Below are 18,746 nucleotides of genomic sequence, written 5' to 3'. Positions count from 1 at the left end.
GGGAATCCGAGCCGCCGCTTCGCTGAGACCGGGTGGTCGCTACTTGATCGGATGATCCTGCAGCCACTTCTTGGCGACCGCGTCGGGCTGGGTCTTGCTCGAGCCCTGGTTCTCGCTGTTCATGTCGATCAGGTCGCTCGTCGTGAGCTCCTTTGAGACCTTGTTCAGCACGTCCTTGACCTTTGCGGAGGCCTTGGAGGTGTTGATCAGCGGCACGATGTTCTGCGCGGCGATCAGGTTCTTCGGGTCCTTGAGGGTCACGAATCCGTTGTCCTTGATGGCCGGAGTGGTCGTGTAGATGTCGGCCAGCTGCACGTCGCCGTTCTTCAGCGCGGCGACGGTCAGCGGGCCGCCGGAGTCGCTGATCGGCTTGAGCGTCGCGGTGACGCCGTACGCCGACTTGAGGCCCGGGATGCCGTAGGGCCGCGTCCCGAACTCGGGGTTGGCGCCGACGGTCAGCGGCACGGTGACGTTCTTCAGGTCGTCGAGGCTGGTCACCTTGTACTTGTCGGAGAACTCCTTGGTGACGTTGTACGAGTCGGCGTCCTGGGCCTCCGACTGGTCGAGCACCTCGTAGCCCTTGGGCAGCGCGTCGTTGAGGGCGGCGAAGACGTCGTCGCTCGAGGTGGCGGTGCTGTTCTTGTCGTAGAACTGGAGCAGGTTGCCGCTGTACTCGGGGATGAGGTCGATGGAGCCGTCCTGCAGTGCCTTCAGGTAGACGTCGCGCTGGCCGATGCTCGGCTTGTAGGCCACCTTCACGCCGTTGGCCGCGAGGGCCTGGCCGTAGATCTGCATGAGGATCTCGGACTCGCCGAACGCGGCGGACCCCACGGTGACGGTGTCGCCGGACGACGACGCGGAACCGGTGCTGAACGCGCCGCCCCCGGAGGAGCAGGCGCTGAGCGCGAGCAGCGCCCCGGCGGCGAGAACGCCGGCCGCGAGGCGGCTCTTCTTCGATGCGAACATGATCTCTCTTCTCTTGGGTTCTCCCGGTCGGGGAGGCTGGGTGTGCGGGGAATGGAAGGGCAGGTCTAGGTGGTGGTCGCGCCCTGAGGGGCCGGTGCGTGCGGGGACCGGCCGCCTCCGTCCGACGTGTCGCGGACGCGCCCGGCGATCACGCCGCGCGGGACCACGAGCCTCTGGACGAGGGCGAACAGGCCGTCCGACACCAGAGCGAGCGCGACGACGATGATCGAGCCGCCGAGCATCTCCGGATAGTTCTGGACGGCGATCCCGTCGAACAGGAAGCGCCCGAGGCCGCCGACCGGCAGGATGGCGGCCACGGTCCAGGTGGCGATGACCTGCAGGGCGCCGGAGCGGATGCCTCCGATGACCAGGGGCAGCGCAAGCGGCAACTCGACCTTGGCGAACACCTGCCAACCGGTCATGCCGATGGCCCGCGCGGCGTCGATCGGCGCTCGGTCGACCGACTCCAGGCCGGAGTACGCCCCCGCGAGGATCGGCGGGATGGCGAGGATCGTCAGCGCGATCAGCGGAGGGACGATCGTCAGGTTCGTCGTGATCAGCGCAAGGTAGATCAGCAGACCCAGGGTCGGGAGCGCCCGGAGAGCGCCGGACACACCGACCGCGAGCCCGCGGAACTTCCCGCTGTGACCGATGGCGAAACCGATCGGCAACGCGATCGCCGCGGCGAGCAGCAGGGTCAGCAGCGAGTAGACGATGTGCTCGCCGAGCCGGACGGGGATGCCGCTCGGGCCGACCCAGTTCGCCGGGTCGAAGATCCACCCGAACGCGGCGAGGACGTCGGTCATGCGCCGCTCACCGCCTTCATCGCTGCCCGGCTGCTGAGCCGCTTGGACCGCCGATCGGCGCGCGTCCAGGGCATCGACAGTCGCCCGATGCCCACCAGGACGAGGTCGAACACCAATGCCAGGATCATGATCAGGACGATCCCGACGACGGCCTCCTCCGGGTAGTAGCGGTTCAGGCTGTCCGTGAACAGGAAGCCGAGGTTCGGAACACCGAGCAGCGCGCCGACGCTCACCAGGCTCACCGTGCTGACGGACACCACCCGGAGTCCCGCAAGCAGAACCGGTCCGGCGAGCGGCAGCTCGACCGTCCAGAACCGTCGCCAGGGCGCGAAACCGACCGCTGTCGCCGACTGCAGGACGTCGCCGGGCACGGACGCGAGCGCATCGGCCGTCGTGCGCACCATGAGCGCGAGCGCATAGATGCTCAGCGCGACCACGACGTTGATAGGCGACAGGATCTGCGTGCCGAGCAGAGCCGGCATCGCGAAGAAGAACGGCAGAGACGGGATGGCGTACAGGATGCCGCTGATCGTCAGCAGCGTCCCGCGCGTCAGCCGGTAACGATTCGCCACCCAGCCGATCGGCAGGGACACCACGAAACCGATGACGATCGGAAGCGCGGCGAGCCACACGTGCGAGACCGTGAGATTCCAGACCTGGCCGAGATTCGACCACAGAAAACTCACGACGCGTCCTCACCCTGCGCCGGAGCACCCGCGACCGAAACGGTCACGGCCTTTGCCTCGGAGGGAACGGCGCCGCTGTGGGAGCCGTCGGCGAGCACGCCTGCGGCACGGCCGTCGCTGTCGACGAGCACCGTACCCGTGGACGTCTGCTCGATGTGCAGAGCGCGCCGCCCGCGATCGGTACCGACGAAGGACGCCACGAAGTCGTCGACGGGGTCTGCCAGGATCTCGGCCGGCGTGCCCTTCTGGGCGACGACGCCTCCCTTGCGGAAGATGACGACCTGGTCGCCGAGCTTGAAGGCCTCGTCGATATCGTGGGTCACGAACACGACGGTCTTGTCGAGGTCGCGCTGCAGGTGCAGCAGCTCGTTCTGGAGGTCGTCGCGCACGATGGGGTCGACGGCGCCGAACGGCTCGTCCATGAGCAGGATGTTGGGGTCGACCGCCAGCCCGCGTGCAACGCCGACACGCTGTTGCTGGCCGCCGGAGAGCTGACTGGGGTACCGGTCGGCGAGCGAACGCTCCAGCCCGACGGTGTCCATGAGCTGCAGCGCGCGCTCGCGCGCATCCTTCTTCTTCACGCCTTTGAGCAGCGGAACGGTCGCGATGTTGTCGACGACCTTGCGATGCGGGAGCAGCCCGGAGTTCTGCATCACGTACCCGATCGACCGCCGCAGTGCCACGGGCTTCAGCGAGAGCACGTCTTCACCGTCGATCTCGATCGAACCCGAGGTCGGGTCGACCATGCGGTTGATCATCCGCAGGATGGTGGTCTTGCCGCTCCCGGACGAACCTACCAGGACCGTGATCTTGCGGGACGGGATCACGAGCGAGAAGTCGTCGACGGCCAGCGTCCCGTCAGGGAAGCGCTTCGTCACGCCACGGAACTCGATCACGACAGCCCTCCGCTCGCCGGGATGACGCGCTCCGGAGCGTGGAGAGAGGCAGGGGCTGTCACGGACATCTCGTCAACCCAAACAAACCCTCGGCGTTTTGGCAATGAAAAGAGACGAATCGTGACGTTCAGGGTCGGTCGCATTCCGGCCCCCCTTCGTTCGGTGACGTGGCCGTTCGGTGTGTGCGAACTCTGTTCGGAGCGCACGCCCGTGTGCATGGCAACTTGCCACCGACCACCGACATTCCCGCAGCGCGGAAATCAGTCCTGGGTGTCGAACCGTCGTTCGAGGTACTCGCGCGCGACGGTGCGGGCTTCGGAGATGTACCGCTCGTCGCCATTCGCGTCTTCTACGAAAGCGCGGTTGATCAGGGAGTCCATGATCTCGACCACCACCTCGAGGCGGAACGCGAGGTCTTCTCCGGCCGGGAGGCCGTACTCGTCGGAGAGGATCTGCGCGAACTGCGGGGCGAATCCCGTCTCGCGCGCGACCTCCTCCTCGGACGCTCCGGCGCGCTCGGCGTCCGCAAAGCGGATGATGCGGAAGCCGGCCTCGGTGCGGAACATGTCCACAAAGGCGTCGATGGCGGCTTCGACGGCGTTCCACCAGTGCTCCGGCTTCTGCGCGTCGATCGCCTGGACAACGGAGTGGCGGTAGCGCAGCAGTGCTCGGTCGCGCAGCGCCTGGAGGAGCACGATGCGGTCGGGGAAGTAGCGGTAGACGGTGCCGATGGACGCGCCGGCCCTCTCGGCGACCATCGCCGTGGTCAGCCGGTCGAAACCGATCTCGTCGACGACGGCGGCTGCCGCGTCGAGCAGCGCATCGATGCGTGCGGCGCTGCGTTCCTGGATGGGCTCCGTGCGAACCAGTGGTGCTCCGACGGTGCTCTGTCCCGCGACCAGGTCGTTGATGGGCACGAGGGCGACTCCTTTTCTCAGTCGATCAAGGCGGTGTTCGGGTCCCCAGCCCGGCGACGAGATCATCGTCGCACTGACCCGATCATATTCGTGGAAACCTCACTTCCGCTGGGGAATACCCTTCGACGCGCCGCAGAAACAGTCCCCCAGATCTGGGGGATGCATTCGTGCGCACGTTCACTCCGTGTGAAAATGAGTCAGATGGCCTCCTCCGAATCGCTCCCCGACAAGGCCTCCGGCGACCCCGTCGTCCGTCGCGGAGCGGCCGTCGAGCCGATCATGCACCGCGCTGCGCGCATCGAGGACGCCTTCCACGAGTTCCGCGCACGGCGGGCGCGCAAGCGGGGCTTCCTCGCAACGGTCGTCCCGTACACCGGCTACGGATCGCCCACCTGGGTGCGCATCCTCGGCCGCGTCGTGCTCGCCAAGGACCCGCGGCCCGGCAGCCGCGCCGAGCGGCTGCACCGCAAGCGCGAGGAGTCGATCCGGGGCTGGCGGTCGTTCATCAGCGTGCCGCTCGCCGAGATGACGGTGACGGTCGAGATCGAAGGCGAGCGCCACGAGGTGACGACCGACCGGGGCGGCGTCATCGACACCGTGATCCCCGTTCAGCTGACCCCCGGCTGGCACACTGTGCGGCTCTCCACGGCGGAGTCGACGCGCGTCTTCGAGTCGCCCGTCTTCATCCTCGATCCGAAGGCCACCTTCGGCGTCATCTCCGACGTGGACGACACCGTGATGGTGACCGCCCTCCCCCGGCCGCTGCTGGCCGCGTGGAACACGTTCGTCCTCGACGAGCACGCGCGGGTTCCCACGCCCGGGATGTCGGTGCTGCTCGAACGACTGGCCGCCGCCCATCCCGGAACCCCGGTCATCTACCTCTCCACCGGGGCCTGGAACGTCGCCCCGACGCTGAGCCGGTTCCTCTCGCGCAATCTGTTCCCTGCCGGCCCCCTGCTCCTCACCGACTGGGGTCCGACGCACGACCGCTGGTTCCGCAGCGGGCGCGAGCACAAGCGGACCAGCCTCGAACGCCTCGCGCAGGAGTTCCCCGGACTGAAATGGCTGCTCGTCGGCGACGACGGCCAGCACGACGAAGACCTGTACGGCGAGTTCACCGTCGCGCATCCCCAGAACGTCGCGGCGGTCGCCATCCGGCAGCTGTCGAGCGGCGAGGCGGTGCTCGCCGGTGGACGGTCGAAGGCGGAGAAGCACACGGAGCTCTCCGGGACGCCGTGGGTCTACGCGCCCGACGGCGCGGGTCTCAGCGAGCAGCTCACCGAGCTCGGCCTGCTGCCGTAGCGGCCGCCGAGCGTTCTGTCGGCGGTGTCTGGCAGGCTGGCTCCATGTCAGTCGGCCACGCCGTCCGCGCCAGCCGTGCGGACCTCCTCCGGATGCGCCGGCTGGCGCAGGCCATCGACGGGCCTCGTGATCCCGATCCGGCCGCCGTCGTGCGCCGGATGCTCGCGCTGCAGGGCCAGGACTTCGCCGCAGGCTGCTGGGCGCTGGCGGTCCGGACGACCGATGCGACCCTGGCCGATGTGCTCGCCGAGCTCGATGCCGGCCGCATCATCCGCTCCTGGCCGATGCGGGGAACGCTGCACTTCGTGGCTCCTGAGGACTTCCGCTGGATGCTCTCGGTCACGATGGACCGCATGGTCGCGAGCCTGGGCCGACGCCAGGAGCAGCTCGGACTGTCCGCGCCCGACTTCGCCCGTGCCGCAGACATCGTCACCGCCGAGCTGGAGGGCGGAGGCAGCATCAGCCGGGCGGAACTGATGGCACTGTGGGAGTCCGCCGGCGTCGCCACCACCGGGCAGCGCGGCTATCACCTGATCTACTTCCTCGCACAGACCGGCCTGCTGTGCTGGGGGCCGGTGGTCCGCAGCGGCAACGGCATGCCGACGCAGGCCCTCGTACTGCTCGACGAGTGGGCTCCACCTCCGCCTCCGCTCGACGCCGCCGAGGCCAATGCGCAATTCCTGCTCCGCTACCTGATCGGGCACGGTCCGGCGACGCTGCGCGACTTCGTCTGGTGGACCAAAGGCACGGTGGGCGCGGCCAAAGCGGCGCGGGCCGAGTTGGGCGACGCCCTGGCGACGCTCGAGACCGACGGCACGGAGTACCTCGTCGCAGCGGAGCTCGCCGAGCGCGCGACCGCGACACGGGCCTCCCGAGCCGAGAAGGATGCGGTGCACCTGCTGCCCGCGTTCGACGAATACCTGCTCGGGTACCAGGACCGTTCCCCGATCCTCGACGAGGAGCACGCCGAGGCGATCGTCCCCGGCGGCAACGGCGTCTTCCAGCCGCTGATCGTCGCGGGCGGCCGCATCGTCGGAACCTGGCGGCGCGACGGCACGCGCGTCGTCCCGCTGCCCTTCGTTCCGCTGAGCGATGCCCGTGCACGCAGGCTGGACCGGGCGGCGAAGGCGTACACCCGCTACGCCGGGTAGCGTTGAGGGGTGGCACGCTCCAGCTCCTCCCGGCGCCGGCTTCCGGCCGGCATCGCCCTCCCTGCCACCATCCGCACCTCGACCCGCTCGCCCTTCCTGCAGGTCGTGAAGACGGCGGTCGCCATGATCGTCGCGTGGGGCGTCGCCAGTGTCTTCGTCCACGGCGAACTACCGATCTTCGCCACCATCGCGGCCCTGCTCGTCGTGCAGCCGAGCGTGAACCAGTCCGTGGGACGGGCGATCGAACGCTCACTCGGCGTGATCGGCGGGGTCGTCGTCGCGTACCTGATCGGGCTGGTCTTCGGAACGAACAGCTGGATCGTCCTGCTCGCCGTCGTCGTGTCGGTCCTGCTCGCGTGGGCGCTCCGGCTGACGCCCGGCACCGCCAACCAAGTGCCCATCACGGCGATGCTGGTGCTGGCGATCGGAGCCTCGGACCCGGAGTACGCGCTCGCGCGCATCGTCGAGACCGTCCTGGGCGCCGCGGTCGGCGTCATCGTCAACGTCGCGATCGTCCCTCCCGTGCTGACCGCCCCCGCCCGCCAGTCGGTCGTCGCCCTCGGAACGGAGATCGCCTCCACCCTCGACCGCCTCGCCGACGCGCTCACCACCGAGCACACGCGAGGAGAACTGGATGCCCTGCTGATCGAGGCGCGCCTGCTGCGGCCGATGGAGGCGAAGGCGCAGGCGGCGCTCACCGCGGCCGGCGACAGCCTCTCCCTGAACCCCCGCCAGCGGAAGCACCGCGTCTACCTGGAGCACGACCAGCAACTGTTCGACAGCCTCCGGCCGCTGATCAACCGCACCCTCGGCATGACGCGCGCCTACCACGACCACTACGACGACAGCCTCGCCGCCGAGCCGACCATCCACGCCATCGCCGGCGAGCTGCACCGGGCCGCGCACGACCTCCGGCTGCTTGCGCGCGACCCCGACGAGCCGATCGTGGAGCCGGGCACCGAGACGGCGGGCGTCCCGGTGCTCACGGCTCCGCTGACGGTCGCCACGCCCGACCCGCGGCACTGGGTGCTGATCGGTTCGCTGGTGGAGGACCTGCGCCGCATCCACGTGGAGATCGCCGGACACGACGCCTCTGCGGCGTGAACGCGGCCGCGGCGCGCATCGGGTCGCTGCGTCGGAGATCTGCGGCCCAGCGTCGGAGATCAGAGCGGATCCGGCACGAATCTCCGCCCTCAGTCGCTACGCTGTCAGCTCGGCGATCGCCTCGGCGACGGCAACCGTGCTCCGCTCGCCGGTGCGACGGTTCCACAGCTCGACCTCGCCCTGGGCCGCGCCCCGGCCGACGACGAGGACCCGCGGCACCCCGATCAGCTCGGCGTCGCCGAACTTCACACCGGGCGACACCTTCGGGCGGTCGTCGTAGAGCACGTCGAGACCGGCGTCCTCCAGCTGGGCGGTGACCTCCTCGGCCACCTCGTACGCGATCGCCTCGCGACCTGCCGCGACCACGTGCACATCGAACGGCGCGATCGACTCCGGCCAGACCAGTCCACGGTCGTCGTTGTTCTCCTCGGCCAGGATGGCCAGGATGCGCGTCACGCCGATGCCGTACGAGCCCATCGTGACAGTGACGAGCTTGCCGTTCTCGTCGAGCACCTTCAGCCCGAGCGCCTCGGCGTACTTACGACCGAGCTGGAACACGTGGCCGATCTCCATGCCGCGGGCGAGCTCCACGGGACCGGATCCGTCCGGCGCAGGATCGCCGGGCTTCACCTCGGCGACCTCGACCACGCCGTCCCAGGAGAAGTCCCGTCCGGCGACCAGACCGAAGACGTGCTTGCCCTCGACATTCGCGCCGGTGATCCAGCCGGAGCCGTCGACGACGCGCGGGTCGACCACGTAGCGGATGCCGGTGGCGGCCTCCTCCCCGAGGACCGGACCGTTCTCGGACCAGGGACCGATGTAGCCCTTCACCAGGCCGGGATGGTTCGCGAAGTCCTCGTCGGTGGCCGCGTCGACCTCCGCAGGGGCGAACGCCACCTCGGCGCGCTTCAGGTCGACCTCTCGGTCGCCGGGCAGGCCGACGATGACCAGCTCGCGCGTGCCGTCCAGGTTGCGGAGCGCCAGGACGACGTTCTTGAGGGTGTCCGCCGCCGTCCACGCACGCCCGTCGGGCCGCGGGTGCTTCTCGTTGGCGAGCTCGACCAGGGACTGGATGGTGGGCGTCCCGGGGGTGTCCAGCACCTCCTGCGGGGTCAGCTTCTCGTAGGAGCGCGCGGGCGGCGCCGTGGTGGTGAACGCCTCCACGTTGGCCGCGTAGCCGGCGGGCGAGCGGACGAAGGTGTCCTCGCCGACGGGCGTCGGGTGCAGGAACTCCTCCGACCGCGAACCGCCCATGGCTCCCGCGTCGGCCTGCACGATCACGTACGACAGCCCGAGGCGCGTGAAGATGCGTTCGTAGGCATCGCGCTGCGCCATGTAGCTGGCATCCAGGCCCGCATCGGTCGCGTCGAAGGAGTAGGCGTCCTTCATGGTGAACTCGCGGCCGCGCAGCAGCCCTGCGCGCGGCCGGGCCTCGTCGCGGTACTTGTCCTGGATCTGGAAGATGGTGAGCGGCAGGTCCTTATAGGACGAATACAGGTCCTTCACGAGGAGGGTGAAGACCTCCTCGTGCGTCGGCGCCAGCAGGTAGTCGCCCCCCTTGCGGTCCTTCAGGCGGAAGATGCCGTCGCCGTACTCCTCCCACCGCCCGGTGGCCTCATAGGGCTCGCGGGGCAGCAACGCGGGGAAGTGCACCTCGTGCGCGCCCGCGGCCGCCATCTCCTCGCGGATGATGCGCTCGATCTTCTCCTTCACGCGCAACCCCAGCGGCAGCCACGCGAAGATCCCCGGCGCCTGACGGCGGATGTAGCCGGCGCGGACGAGCAGCCGGTGGCTGGTCACCTCGGCGTCGGAGGGGTCTTCACGGAGGGTGCGGAGGAAGTAGTTGCTCAAGCGTGTAGGCACCGTTCCATGTTAGAGGGCGGCGCCGGGGGCGTCGGATCACGGAGGGGATAACCGCATGGCGGGGCCCCGGTGTGTCCTGTTCTCAGGAGATCGCCGCTCCTGAATTCAGGAGATTCGCTCCTTTTTTCAGGAGATCGCCGTTCCTGATTTCAGGAGAATTCGCCAGAATCGGTCCCCATGTCCTGAATACGGGGCGCACGGCAACGTGCAGCGCCGAATCTCCTGAACTCAGGAACCCAGATCTCCTGAATTCAGGAACACAGAAGTCCTGAATTCAGGAACTCAGAACTCCGGAGATCGGGAGCACTGACCTCCCGAATTCAGGAACGCAGATCTCCTGAATTCAGGCGCGCAAATCTCCTGAATTCAGGAGGCGGAAGCGCACGACGCCCCGCCGCCGTCACTCCGAGGCGCCGCCCGCACCTCAGTGCGCGCCGACGGTGACCGAGGGCTCCCCGGTGGGCTGGTCGCCCATCTCGTCGGCGAGGCGGTTGGCCTCCGCGATGAGGGTGGCGACGATCTCCGACTCAGGAACCGTCTTGATGACCTCGCCCTTGACGAAGATCTGGCCCTTGCCGTTGCCGCTGGCGACGCCGAGGTCGGCCTCGCGGGCCTCCCCGGGTCCGTTCACGACGCAGCCCATGACCGCGACGCGCAGCGGGACGCTCATCCCCTGCAGGCCCTCGGTCACGCTGTCGGCGAGCGAGTAGACGTCGACCTGCGCGCGTCCGCAGCTGGGGCAGGAGACGATCTCGAGCTTGCGCTCGCGGAGGTTCAGCGACTGGAGGATCTGCAGGCCGACCTTGACCTCCTCCGCCGGCGGGGCCGACAGGGAGACGCGGATGGTGTCGCCGATTCCCTCGCCCAGCAGGATGCCGAAGGCGGTCGCCGACTTGATCGTGCCCTGGAACGCGGGGCCGGCCTCGGTCACACCGAGGTGGAGGGGCCAGTCGCCGCGCTCGGCGAGCATCCGGTACGCCTTCACCATCACGATCGGGTCGTTGTGCTTTACCGAGATCTTGAAGTCGTGGAAGTCGTGCTCCTCGAACAGGCTCGCCTCCCAGACGGCCGACTCGACGAGGGCCTCCGGGGTGGCCTTTCCGTACTTCTCGAGCAGGCGGCGGTCGAGAGATCCGGCGTTGACGCCGATGCGGAGCGAGACGCCGGCGGCCTTGGCACGCTTGGCGATCTCGCCCACCTGGTCGTCGAACTTGCGGATGTTGCCGGGGTTGACGCGCACAGCGGCGCAGCCCGCGTCGATGGCCGCGTAGACGTAGTTCGGCTGGAAGTGGATGTCGGCGATGACCGGGATCTGGCTCTTCTTCGCGATGATCGGCAGCGCCTCTGCGTCGTCGCGGCTCGGGACGGCGACACGGACGATGTCGCAGCCGGACGCCGTCAGCTCGGCGATCTGCTGCAGCGTGGCGTTGATGTTGGTCGTCGGAGTCGTGGTCATCGACTGGACGCTGATCGGGGCGTCGCCGCCGACCAGCACTTTGCCCACACGGATCTGGCGGGACTTGCGACGGGGGGCGAGGGTTTCGGGGACCTTGGGCATCCCCAGATTGATTGCTGCCACGTCCCCAATCCTACGCGGCCGCGTGGGAGCCGGCTGGGTGCCCGCCGAACGTTCCGGGCAGGTGAAATGTCAGCCGAACAGGTTGACCGGCTTGACGATGTCCGCGTACATCAGCAGCACGCTCATCCCGCCGAGCACGATGACGACCGCGAAGGTCAGCGGCATCAGCTTGGCCATGTCGACGGGGCCGGGGTCACGCCGGCGGAAGATCTTCGCGAACGTGCGCCGGAGACCCTCCCAGAGCGCGCCCGCGATGTGGCCGCCGTCGAGCGGCAGCAGCGGGACGAGGTTGAAGACAAACAGCGCGATGTTCAGCGACGCCAGCATCCCGATCATCGTGTAGACCTTGTCGACGACCGGCACGCCGTCCAGGGCGGTCAGCTCGCCTGCGGCGCGGCCGATGCCGACCACGCTGATCGGGCCGTTCGGGTCGCGCGGGGCGGAGCCGAACGCGGCGTTCCAGACGTCGACCATCCGCTGCGGGAGGTGGACGAAGACATTCACGACAGCACCCGTCTGGGCGCCGACCGCGGGGAGCACGGCCGTCACCGGCTGCGGCACGAGCTTCGCGACCGGACCGATGCCGACGAAACCGACCGTCAGCGTCTCGATGCCACCCGCGGCGTTCTTGACGACGGCCCCGTTGGCGTCCGTCCGTGCCACCTTGTTGACCACCGGAGTCAGCTGCACGGTGCGCTGCTCGCCGTCGCGGGCCAGCACCACCGTGAGGGTCTGCCCGGCCGACTTCCGGATGATCGCCGTGGACTGATCCCAGCTGGTGATCTTCGTTCCGTCGATGCTCACGATCGTGTCACCGGGCTTGAGCCCTGCGGCCGCCGCGGGGCCCTGCGTCGCGTCGGAGGGGCACTTCGTGGCGGTGCTGCTGGTCGCCGGGAGCACGCACTGGCTGACCGTCGCGACGGTGGTCGAGCTCTGCGGCGCGCCGAACCCCATCAGCAGGACACCGAACAGCACGACACCGATGACGAGGTTCATGAACGGGCCGCCGAACATGATGACGATCCGCTTCCACACCGGCAGCCGGTAGAAGCTGCGATCCTCCTCCCCGACCGCGACGGTCTCGGAGCTCGCGGTGCGGGCGTCCTGCGCCATCTGCTGCATGAAGCCGGTGGTCGCGTTCCGTCCGCGGCCGCCCTCCTTGCCCGGGGGGAACATCCCGATCATCGAGATGTAGCCACCGAGCGGGATGGCCTTCACGCCGTACTGGGTCTCCCCCCGGCGGAACGAGAACAGCGTCTTTCCGAAGCCGATCATGTACTGGGTCACCTTGACGCCGAACAGCTTGGCCGGCACCAGGTGGCCGATCTCGTGCAGCGCGATCGACAGAGCGACGCCGATCAGGATGATGACGACGCCGAGAACGAACAGGAGCACGGAATCCACGGCTTCAGGCTAGCGGCGCGCGCCTTGGAGCAGGCCCCGAACCGGCTGGATGGCCGCTATGCCGCAGCTGTCAGGACCCGGCGATCAGGACCCTGCGATCAGCGCGTCGGCCTTCGTCCGGGCCCACTTCTCTGCTTCTGCCAGTGTCTCCCTGCTCAACGGACCGGAGGGCACGTGGGCATCCACCACCCGCTCGACCGTCTCGAGGATGTCGAGGTAGCCGATTGCGCCGGCGTGGAAGGCCGCCACCGCCTGCTCGTTGGCCGCATTGAAGACCGCGGGGTATGTCCCCGCTGCCGTTCCTACGCGCTTGGCCAGGGCGACCGCCGGGAACGCGTCACCGTCGAGCGGTTCGAAGGTCCAGGTGTGCGCCGTCGTCCAATCCAGCGGCGCGCCGACCTCCGGAACCCGGTCCGGCCAGGCAAGGCCGAGCGAGATCGGAAGGCGCATATCCGGTGGGGATGCCTGGGCGATGGTCGAGCCGTCGACGAACTCGACCATGGAGTGGATGACGGACTGCGGATGGACGGTGACGTCGATCCGGTCGTACGGCACGTCGAAGAGAAGGTGCGCCTCGATGACCTCGAGCCCCTTGTTGACCAGGGTGGAGGAGTTGGTGGTGACCACCAGCCCCATGTCCCAGGTGGGATGGGCGAGCGCCTCCTGGGGCGTGACGTCACGCAGCGATTCGCGCGAGCGGCCCCGGAACGGCCCGCCCGACGCCGTCAGGACGAGTCGGCGCACCTCTGTGGCCGCGCCGGATCGTAGCGCCTGAGCGATCGCCGAGTGCTCGGAGTCGACCGGGACGATCTGCCCGGGTGCGGCAGCGCTTTTCACCAGGCTGCCACCCACGATCAACGACTCCTTGTTGGCGAGCGCGAGCATCGCTCCCACCTCGAGCGCCGCCAGGGTCGGCCCGAGCCCGACAGAGCCCGTGATGCCGTTCAGCACCACGTCGGCCTCCACCGACCGCACGAGCAGTTCGGAGTCATCCGCGCCGAGCGCCGTGTCGACCACCCCGAACCGCTCCGCCTGCGCCGCGAGCTCGTCGGCATTGCGCCCGGCGCTCAGTCCGACGACACGGAATCGGTCCGGATTAGCCGCGATGACGTCGAGCGCCTGCGTGCCGATGGATCCCGTCGACCCGAGGATGATGACTCTGCGCACGAGGCCATCGTACGCAGGCGTGGCGCGGGGCGGACTCCCTCACGCCCGAGTGGTGAGCAGATGTCGCAACCCGTTAAGAATTGGCGCAGCTGCTCACCGCTCGCTGGCGATCCAGCCTTAGCGGGTGGTCTTCAGGATGTCGACGACGAAGACCATGGTGTCTGTCGCCTTGACGTCACCGGAGCCGGCCGATCCGTAGCCGTCGGCCGGGGGAACGACGGCGATGACCTGCGAGCCGACCTTCTGGCCTTCGAGCGCCTTCTTGAAGCCGGCCACGACGCCTGTCGTCTGGAAGGAGGCGGGCGCTCCCCGGCTCCAGCTGGAGTCGAACATGGCGCCGTTCCGCCACAGGACGCCTTTGTACTGCACCGTCACGGTGTCGCCCGGCTGCACCGTCTCGCCGTCGCCCTGCTTGAGCAGCGCGATCTTCGTCTCGGTGGGCGGGTCGGCCTTCGGGATGGTGATGTTGGGCTCACCGGTCTTGGCGTTCAGCTTCACGGTGGGCATCCCAGCGGTCGGCGCCACGGACTTGCCGGTGGCGCGGGTCGGGGGGAGGTCGACCACGTCGGCGACGAACACGACGCTGTCCTTGGCGGTGAGGCTGAGCTGGGACAGGTCCGCGTTGCCGAACGCGTCCTTCGCCGGGGAGGTCAGGACGACGCGCGAGCCGACCTTGAGGCACTCGACAGCCCGCACCAGACCGGGCACGAACGCCTTGTCGTCCACCTGGACCGTGGCGGGGGCCGAGCCGTCGAAGCCCTGGGCAGCCGTCAGCTCCTTGCCGGTGGTGCCGTTGTACGCGGCGAGGGCGATGTCGGCAGTGGACCCGCCCTTCGCCTCCGCACCCGTGCCGGTGATGACGACGGTGCGCTCCATGTCGGTCGCCTTCAGCGGCGAGTCGAACGTCACCTTCGGGGTGGCACCGAAGTCGCCGGTCACCTTCACGGAATTCGACGCGCTGCCCGACTTCACGTTCTGGCACGCGTTGGCGGCGGGCGTCGCGGAGGATGTGGGCGCGGCGGACGAGCTGCAGGCCGCGAGCCCGGCGACGAGGAGGGCCGCCGTCGCGGTCGCGGTCAGGGCCTTGATAGAGGTACGCACGGTCGACCATCTTGCCCTATCCGGCTCCGGCCAAGCTGACAGCGGGTCATGGGTCCGCTGGATGCGCCGCATACGATGGAGGGCATGACCCGCGAATTCTCCGTGCCCCAGTCCCGTCATCTGGTCACCGAGCTGCCCGGCCCGCGGTCGGTCGAGCTGCAGCAGCGGCGCCTTGCCGCGGTGAGCCGCGGTGCGGGAACCCTCGCCAACATCTACATGGAGTCCGGGTCGGGCGCCATCCTGGTCGACGTCGACGGCAACCGCCTCATCGATCTCGGGTCCGGCATCGGCGTGACGACGATCGGCCACGCGCATCCCGCCGTCGCCGCTGCGGCCGCCGAGCAGGCCTCGAAGCTCACCCACACCCTCTTCACTCTGACGCCGTACGAGAACTACGTCGCGGTCGCCGAGAAGCTCGCGGAGATCACCCCCGGCGACTTCGAGAAGCACAGCATCCTGGTCAACTCGGGCGCCGAGGCCGTCGAGAACGCAGTGAAGATCGCCCGCAAGCACACCGGGCGGCGCGCCATCGCGACCCTCGACCACGCCTTCCACGGCCGCACCAACCTCACCATGGCGATGACCTACCGCCCCTGGCCGGAGCGCGCCGGGATGGGACCCTTCCCAGGGGAGATCTACAGCCTCCCGATCAGCTACCCGTTCCGCGACCCGGCGGGGATGACCGGCGAGGAGGCCGCCGAGCGGACCATCGACTACATCCGCACGCACATCGGAGCGACGGAGCTGGCCGCCCTGTTCGTCGAGCCGATCCAGGGCGATGGCGGCATCATCATCCCGGCGCCCGGCTACTTCGCGCGTCTGGCGGAGTTCTGCGCCGAGAACGGCATCGTCTTCGTCGCCGACGAGATCCAGGCCGGCATCGGCCGCACCGGCACGTGGTACTCGATCGAGCACCACGGAGTCGTCCCGGACCTCGTCACGAGCGCCAAGGGCATCGCGGGCGGCTTCCCCCTGGCGGCCGTCACCGGACGCGCCGAGATCATGGATGCCGTGCAGCCGGGCGGCATCGGCGGCACCTTCGGCGGAAACCCGGTGTCGACGGCCGCCGCCCTCGCGGTGTTCCAGGCGTTCGAGGACGAGGACCTGCTCGCCGAGGCCCGACGGGTCGAGAAGGCCCTCCTTGCCCGGATCGGCGACTGGGCGGAGCGCTTCCCGGTCGTCGGCGAGGTGCGCGGCAAGGGCGCGATGTTCGGCGTCGAGCTGGTGAAGCCCGGCACGAAGACGCCGAACCCGGAAGCGCTGACCGCCGTCCTCGGTCACGCCACGCGCAACGGCGTCATCCCGCTCGACGCGGGAAGCTGGGACAGCGTCCTCCGGCTGCTGCCGTCCGTCGTGATCAGCGAGGAGCTGATCGACGACGCGGCGACGGTGCTGGAGGAGGCGCTGGGCCGGCTGGGCTGAGCCCGGCGCCCACAGGCCTCCCGCCCACCGGACTCCCGACCGCCCGCACATCAAAGGGATTCCCCAGACCGGCCCGCTACCGTCGCACCGGTCTGCCTTCGTCACCGTGAGGATGTCTCCATGCGGCTCCCCCGCCTGCGCCTGATCGCCGCGGCCTCCGCTGCGTCGGCGGCACTCGCGCTCGTGCCGGCCGCCGCCGTCGCCGAGGCGCCTGCGCCCTTCTTCCCCGGCTACATCATCAGCGACGACAGCTTCTTCAACCCGGACGCGATGACCGCCGGCCAGATCCAGACGTTCCTCGAGGATCGCAGCTGCCACCCCACGGACTCGTCGCCGTGCCTCTCCGACTTCCGGATGAACGCACCGGCCCAGCCCGCGTCGGCGGAACGCTGCACCGCGATGCCGTCTCAGAGGAACGAGCGCGCCAGCAGCATCATCGCCCGCGTCGCGAAGGCCTGCACGGTCAGCCCGCGGGTGCTCCTCGTGCTGCTGCAGAAGGAGCAGTCGCTGCTGACGGCGCCGAGCGCCTCCGGCTATCAACGGGCCACCGGGTACGCGTGCCCGGACACGGCGGAGTGCGACAAGCGCTACTTCGGCTTCTTCAATCAGGTATATCGGGCGGCGTGGCAGTTCCGGGAGTACACGGTGCATCCCGGCGACTGGCGCTACAAGATCGGCGGCAACTCCATCCAGTACCACCCGGATGCGGCCTGCGGGGCGAGCACCGTGACGATCCTCAACCAGGCGACGGCGAACCTGTACAACTACACGCCGTACCAGCCCAACGACGAGACGCTGAAGGCGCCGAAGGGTCCGGGCGGTGCATGCTCGGCGTACGGGAACCTCAACTTCTCCCGGCTGTACAGCGCGTGGTTCGGCTCACCGCTCGCGGTCCGCTACACGGGGTTCGTCGACGGGTGCCTGGTCTACCAGGACGGCTTCGGCTGCCGCCAGGTAACACCCCTCAAGCCGTAGCGGATCCCCGCCCGGCTCATGCCTCTCGCGGCATACGAGCGCGCTACCCTCGAAGGGATGAGCAGCGACGAACCCGACGACGGCGTCGCCACGGTGAAGAGGCCGGGCGCGCTCTACTTCGCCGGGCGCATCCTCATGGCGCCCCTGCTGAAGCTGGTCTACCGGCCGCGGGTCATCGGCACGCGGAACGTGCCGAAGCACGGCCGGGTGATCCTCGCCAGCAACCACCTCTCGTTCATCGACTCGATCGTCATCCCGATGACCGCTCCGCGGCGGGTGCAGTTCCTCGCGAAGTCGAGCTACTTCGAAGGGACGGGGCTGAAAGGCCGGGTCTCCCGCGCGTTCTTCACCGCCATCGGCGCCGTCGGGGTGAAGCGCGGAGCAGGAGCCGCGGCGCAAGAGGCGCTGGACCAGTCCCGGCGCATCATCGAGACGGGCGCGGCGTTCGCCCTCTACCCCGAGGGAACGCGGTCGGTCGACGGCCGCCTCTACAAGGGCCGCACCGGGATCGGCTGGCTCGCGCTGACCACGGGCGCCGTCGTCGTCCCGGTGGGGCTCATCGGAACCGACCAGATGCAGCCGGTCGGGGCGCGCTTCCCGCGCCCGCACCGCATCACGGTGGCGTTCGGCGCGCCGATCGACGTGTCGCATTTCGGCCCGCCGGAGTCGGGGCGTGCGCGCCGCCAGGCGACGGATGCGATCATGGCGGCCATCCACGAACTCACCGGCCAGGAGCTGGCCAACGTCTACAACGAGGCTCCCCCTGCCAACACCGTCGAACGCGTCAAGCGCGCGTTCCGCCCGGAGCGCCTCTAGCCTCCCCACCGTCGAGTACACGAATCTTGCACGTCCTCACGGCGTGTCGCGTGCAGAAAGTGTGGACTCGACTTCGGAGGCGATGGGGCTCCTCAAGATCCGTCGCGCTCCTTGGCCCGGTACGTTCGCGCCTTCTGCCGGTTGCCGCAGACCTCCATGCTGCACCACTGGCGCGAACCGTTACGGGAGGCGTCGTAGAACGCCCAGCGGCAGTCCTCTCCCCCGCACAGCTTCACGCGGCCGAGCTTGCCCTGGAGGCTGAGGACGACCGCGCTGGCGACCGCCGCGTCGGCCGCGGTGCGGGCGGTCAGGCGCACGGCGCCCGGCGCGGCGGCGACGGGAAGCTGCAGAGGAGGGAGGTCCGCGTCGGTTCCGTCGACCAGTGCCCGGAGCGCGTCGCGTGCGCCGACTGCGGCCGCCCGGTCTCCTGGGTCGACGCCGTGCTCGCCGGCCCAGAGGCGGAGGCCGGCGTCGTCGGCGAGCCGGTCGGTGTCCTCCTCGACGTCGAGCGTGTTGAGGAAGTCGACCAGGAGGTCGGCGCCGAGCTCGGGCTCATTCGTACGCATATAACCATTGTAACTCAATAGACAG

The 18,746-nt window shown here is 69.1% G+C and carries 17 protein-coding genes; 6 read left to right on the top strand and 11 right to left on the bottom strand.

Annotated features, from left to right (window positions below; translation table 11 throughout):
- Positions 1-39: 39 nt before the first annotated feature.
- From SB754_RS07025 to SB754_RS07005, 5 genes are all read right to left on the bottom strand, one after another.
- Entirely contained in the window at positions 40-966 is a 927-nt protein-coding gene (locus SB754_RS07025) for an ABC transporter substrate-binding protein (RefSeq protein ID WP_410781623.1), read from the bottom strand.
- A gap of 65 nt (positions 967-1,031) precedes the next feature.
- Positions 1,032-1,772, bottom strand: a complete 741-nt coding sequence (locus SB754_RS07020) for an ABC transporter permease (protein WP_410781622.1) — start codon at positions 1,770-1,772, stop codon at positions 1,032-1,034.
- Complete coding sequence (locus SB754_RS07015) at positions 1,769-2,458, bottom strand: ABC transporter permease (protein ID WP_410781621.1); 690 nt, start codon at positions 2,456-2,458, stop codon at positions 1,769-1,771. The genes SB754_RS07020 and SB754_RS07015 overlap by 4 nt, the downstream gene beginning before the upstream one ends.
- A complete protein-coding gene (locus tag SB754_RS07010; protein WP_410781620.1) occupies positions 2,455-3,354 on the bottom strand; it encodes an ABC transporter ATP-binding protein in 900 nt (299 codons plus the stop codon). Before SB754_RS07010 ends, SB754_RS07015 begins: the two co-directional genes overlap by 4 nt.
- A gap of 260 nt (positions 3,355-3,614) precedes the next feature.
- Entirely contained in the window at positions 3,615-4,271 is a 657-nt protein-coding gene (locus tag SB754_RS07005; RefSeq protein ID WP_410781619.1) for a TetR/AcrR family transcriptional regulator, read from the bottom strand.
- 201 nt (positions 4,272-4,472) lie between these two features.
- Between SB754_RS07005 and SB754_RS07000 the strand changes: the two genes are divergently transcribed.
- Genes SB754_RS07000 through SB754_RS06990 form a run of 3 tightly spaced genes read left to right on the top strand, consistent with a single transcriptional unit; the run spans position 4,473 to position 7,828 of the window.
- Positions 4,473-5,573 carry an App1 family protein gene (locus SB754_RS07000; RefSeq protein WP_410781618.1) on the top strand — a complete coding sequence of 367 codons (1,101 nt, stop codon included), beginning with the start codon at positions 4,473-4,475 and terminating at the stop codon, positions 5,571-5,573.
- A 44-nt stretch (positions 5,574-5,617) separates the two neighbouring features.
- Positions 5,618-6,724, top strand: a complete 1,107-nt coding sequence (locus tag SB754_RS06995) for a winged helix DNA-binding domain-containing protein (RefSeq protein ID WP_410781617.1) — start codon at positions 5,618-5,620, stop codon at positions 6,722-6,724.
- A gap of 9 nt (positions 6,725-6,733) precedes the next feature.
- Positions 6,734-7,828: an FUSC family protein gene (locus SB754_RS06990; protein WP_410781616.1), complete on the top strand. Its 1,095-nt coding sequence runs from the start codon at positions 6,734-6,736 to the stop codon at positions 7,826-7,828.
- Positions 7,829-7,924: 96 nt separating this feature from the next.
- On the opposite strand, the gene SB754_RS06985 is transcribed toward SB754_RS06990, so the two are convergent.
- From SB754_RS06985 to SB754_RS06965, 5 genes are all read right to left on the bottom strand, one after another.
- Positions 7,925-9,691, bottom strand: coding sequence for a proline--tRNA ligase (locus SB754_RS06985; RefSeq protein ID WP_410781615.1), 1,767 nt, complete (start codon positions 9,689-9,691; stop codon positions 7,925-7,927).
- A gap of 424 nt (positions 9,692-10,115) precedes the next feature.
- Positions 10,116-11,249 (bottom strand): flavodoxin-dependent (E)-4-hydroxy-3-methylbut-2-enyl-diphosphate synthase, encoded by a 1,134-nt coding sequence (ispG, locus tag SB754_RS06980; protein WP_410783278.1) that lies wholly within the window; start codon positions 11,247-11,249, stop codon positions 10,116-10,118.
- Positions 11,250-11,339: 90 nt separating this feature from the next.
- Positions 11,340-12,665 (bottom strand): M50 family metallopeptidase, encoded by a 1,326-nt coding sequence (locus SB754_RS06975; RefSeq protein ID WP_410783277.1) that lies wholly within the window; start codon positions 12,663-12,665, stop codon positions 11,340-11,342.
- Between the two features lie 93 nt (positions 12,666-12,758).
- Positions 12,759-13,841, bottom strand: a complete 1,083-nt coding sequence (locus SB754_RS06970) for a 1-deoxy-D-xylulose-5-phosphate reductoisomerase (protein WP_410781614.1) — start codon at positions 13,839-13,841, stop codon at positions 12,759-12,761.
- Between the two features lie 117 nt (positions 13,842-13,958).
- Positions 13,959-14,942: an FKBP-type peptidyl-prolyl cis-trans isomerase gene (locus SB754_RS06965; protein WP_410781613.1), complete on the bottom strand. Its 984-nt coding sequence runs from the start codon at positions 14,940-14,942 to the stop codon at positions 13,959-13,961.
- A 75-nt stretch (positions 14,943-15,017) separates the two neighbouring features.
- On the opposite strand from SB754_RS06965, the gene SB754_RS06960 reads away from it, so the two are divergent.
- From SB754_RS06960 to SB754_RS06950, 3 genes are all read left to right on the top strand, one after another.
- Positions 15,018-16,364, top strand: coding sequence for an aminotransferase class III-fold pyridoxal phosphate-dependent enzyme (locus SB754_RS06960; RefSeq protein ID WP_410781612.1), 1,347 nt, complete (start codon positions 15,018-15,020; stop codon positions 16,362-16,364).
- Between the two features lie 120 nt (positions 16,365-16,484).
- Positions 16,485-17,339: a hypothetical protein gene (locus SB754_RS06955; protein WP_410781611.1), complete on the top strand. Its 855-nt coding sequence runs from the start codon at positions 16,485-16,487 to the stop codon at positions 17,337-17,339.
- A gap of 57 nt (positions 17,340-17,396) precedes the next feature.
- A complete protein-coding gene (locus SB754_RS06950) occupies positions 17,397-18,155 on the top strand; it encodes a lysophospholipid acyltransferase family protein (protein WP_410781610.1) in 759 nt (252 codons plus the stop codon).
- Between the two features lie 92 nt (positions 18,156-18,247).
- On the opposite strand, the gene SB754_RS06945 is transcribed toward SB754_RS06950, so the two are convergent.
- Positions 18,248-18,721: a CGNR zinc finger domain-containing protein gene (locus tag SB754_RS06945; RefSeq protein WP_410781609.1), complete on the bottom strand. Its 474-nt coding sequence runs from the start codon at positions 18,719-18,721 to the stop codon at positions 18,248-18,250.
- Positions 18,722-18,746: the final 25 nt, after the last annotated feature.

The sequence above is a fragment of the Leifsonia sp. SIMBA_070 genome (assembly GCF_046534635.1).
GTDB lineage: Bacteria > Actinomycetota > Actinomycetes > Actinomycetales > Microbacteriaceae > Leifsonia.
This window is presented reverse-complemented; position numbering and strand designations above follow the sequence as displayed.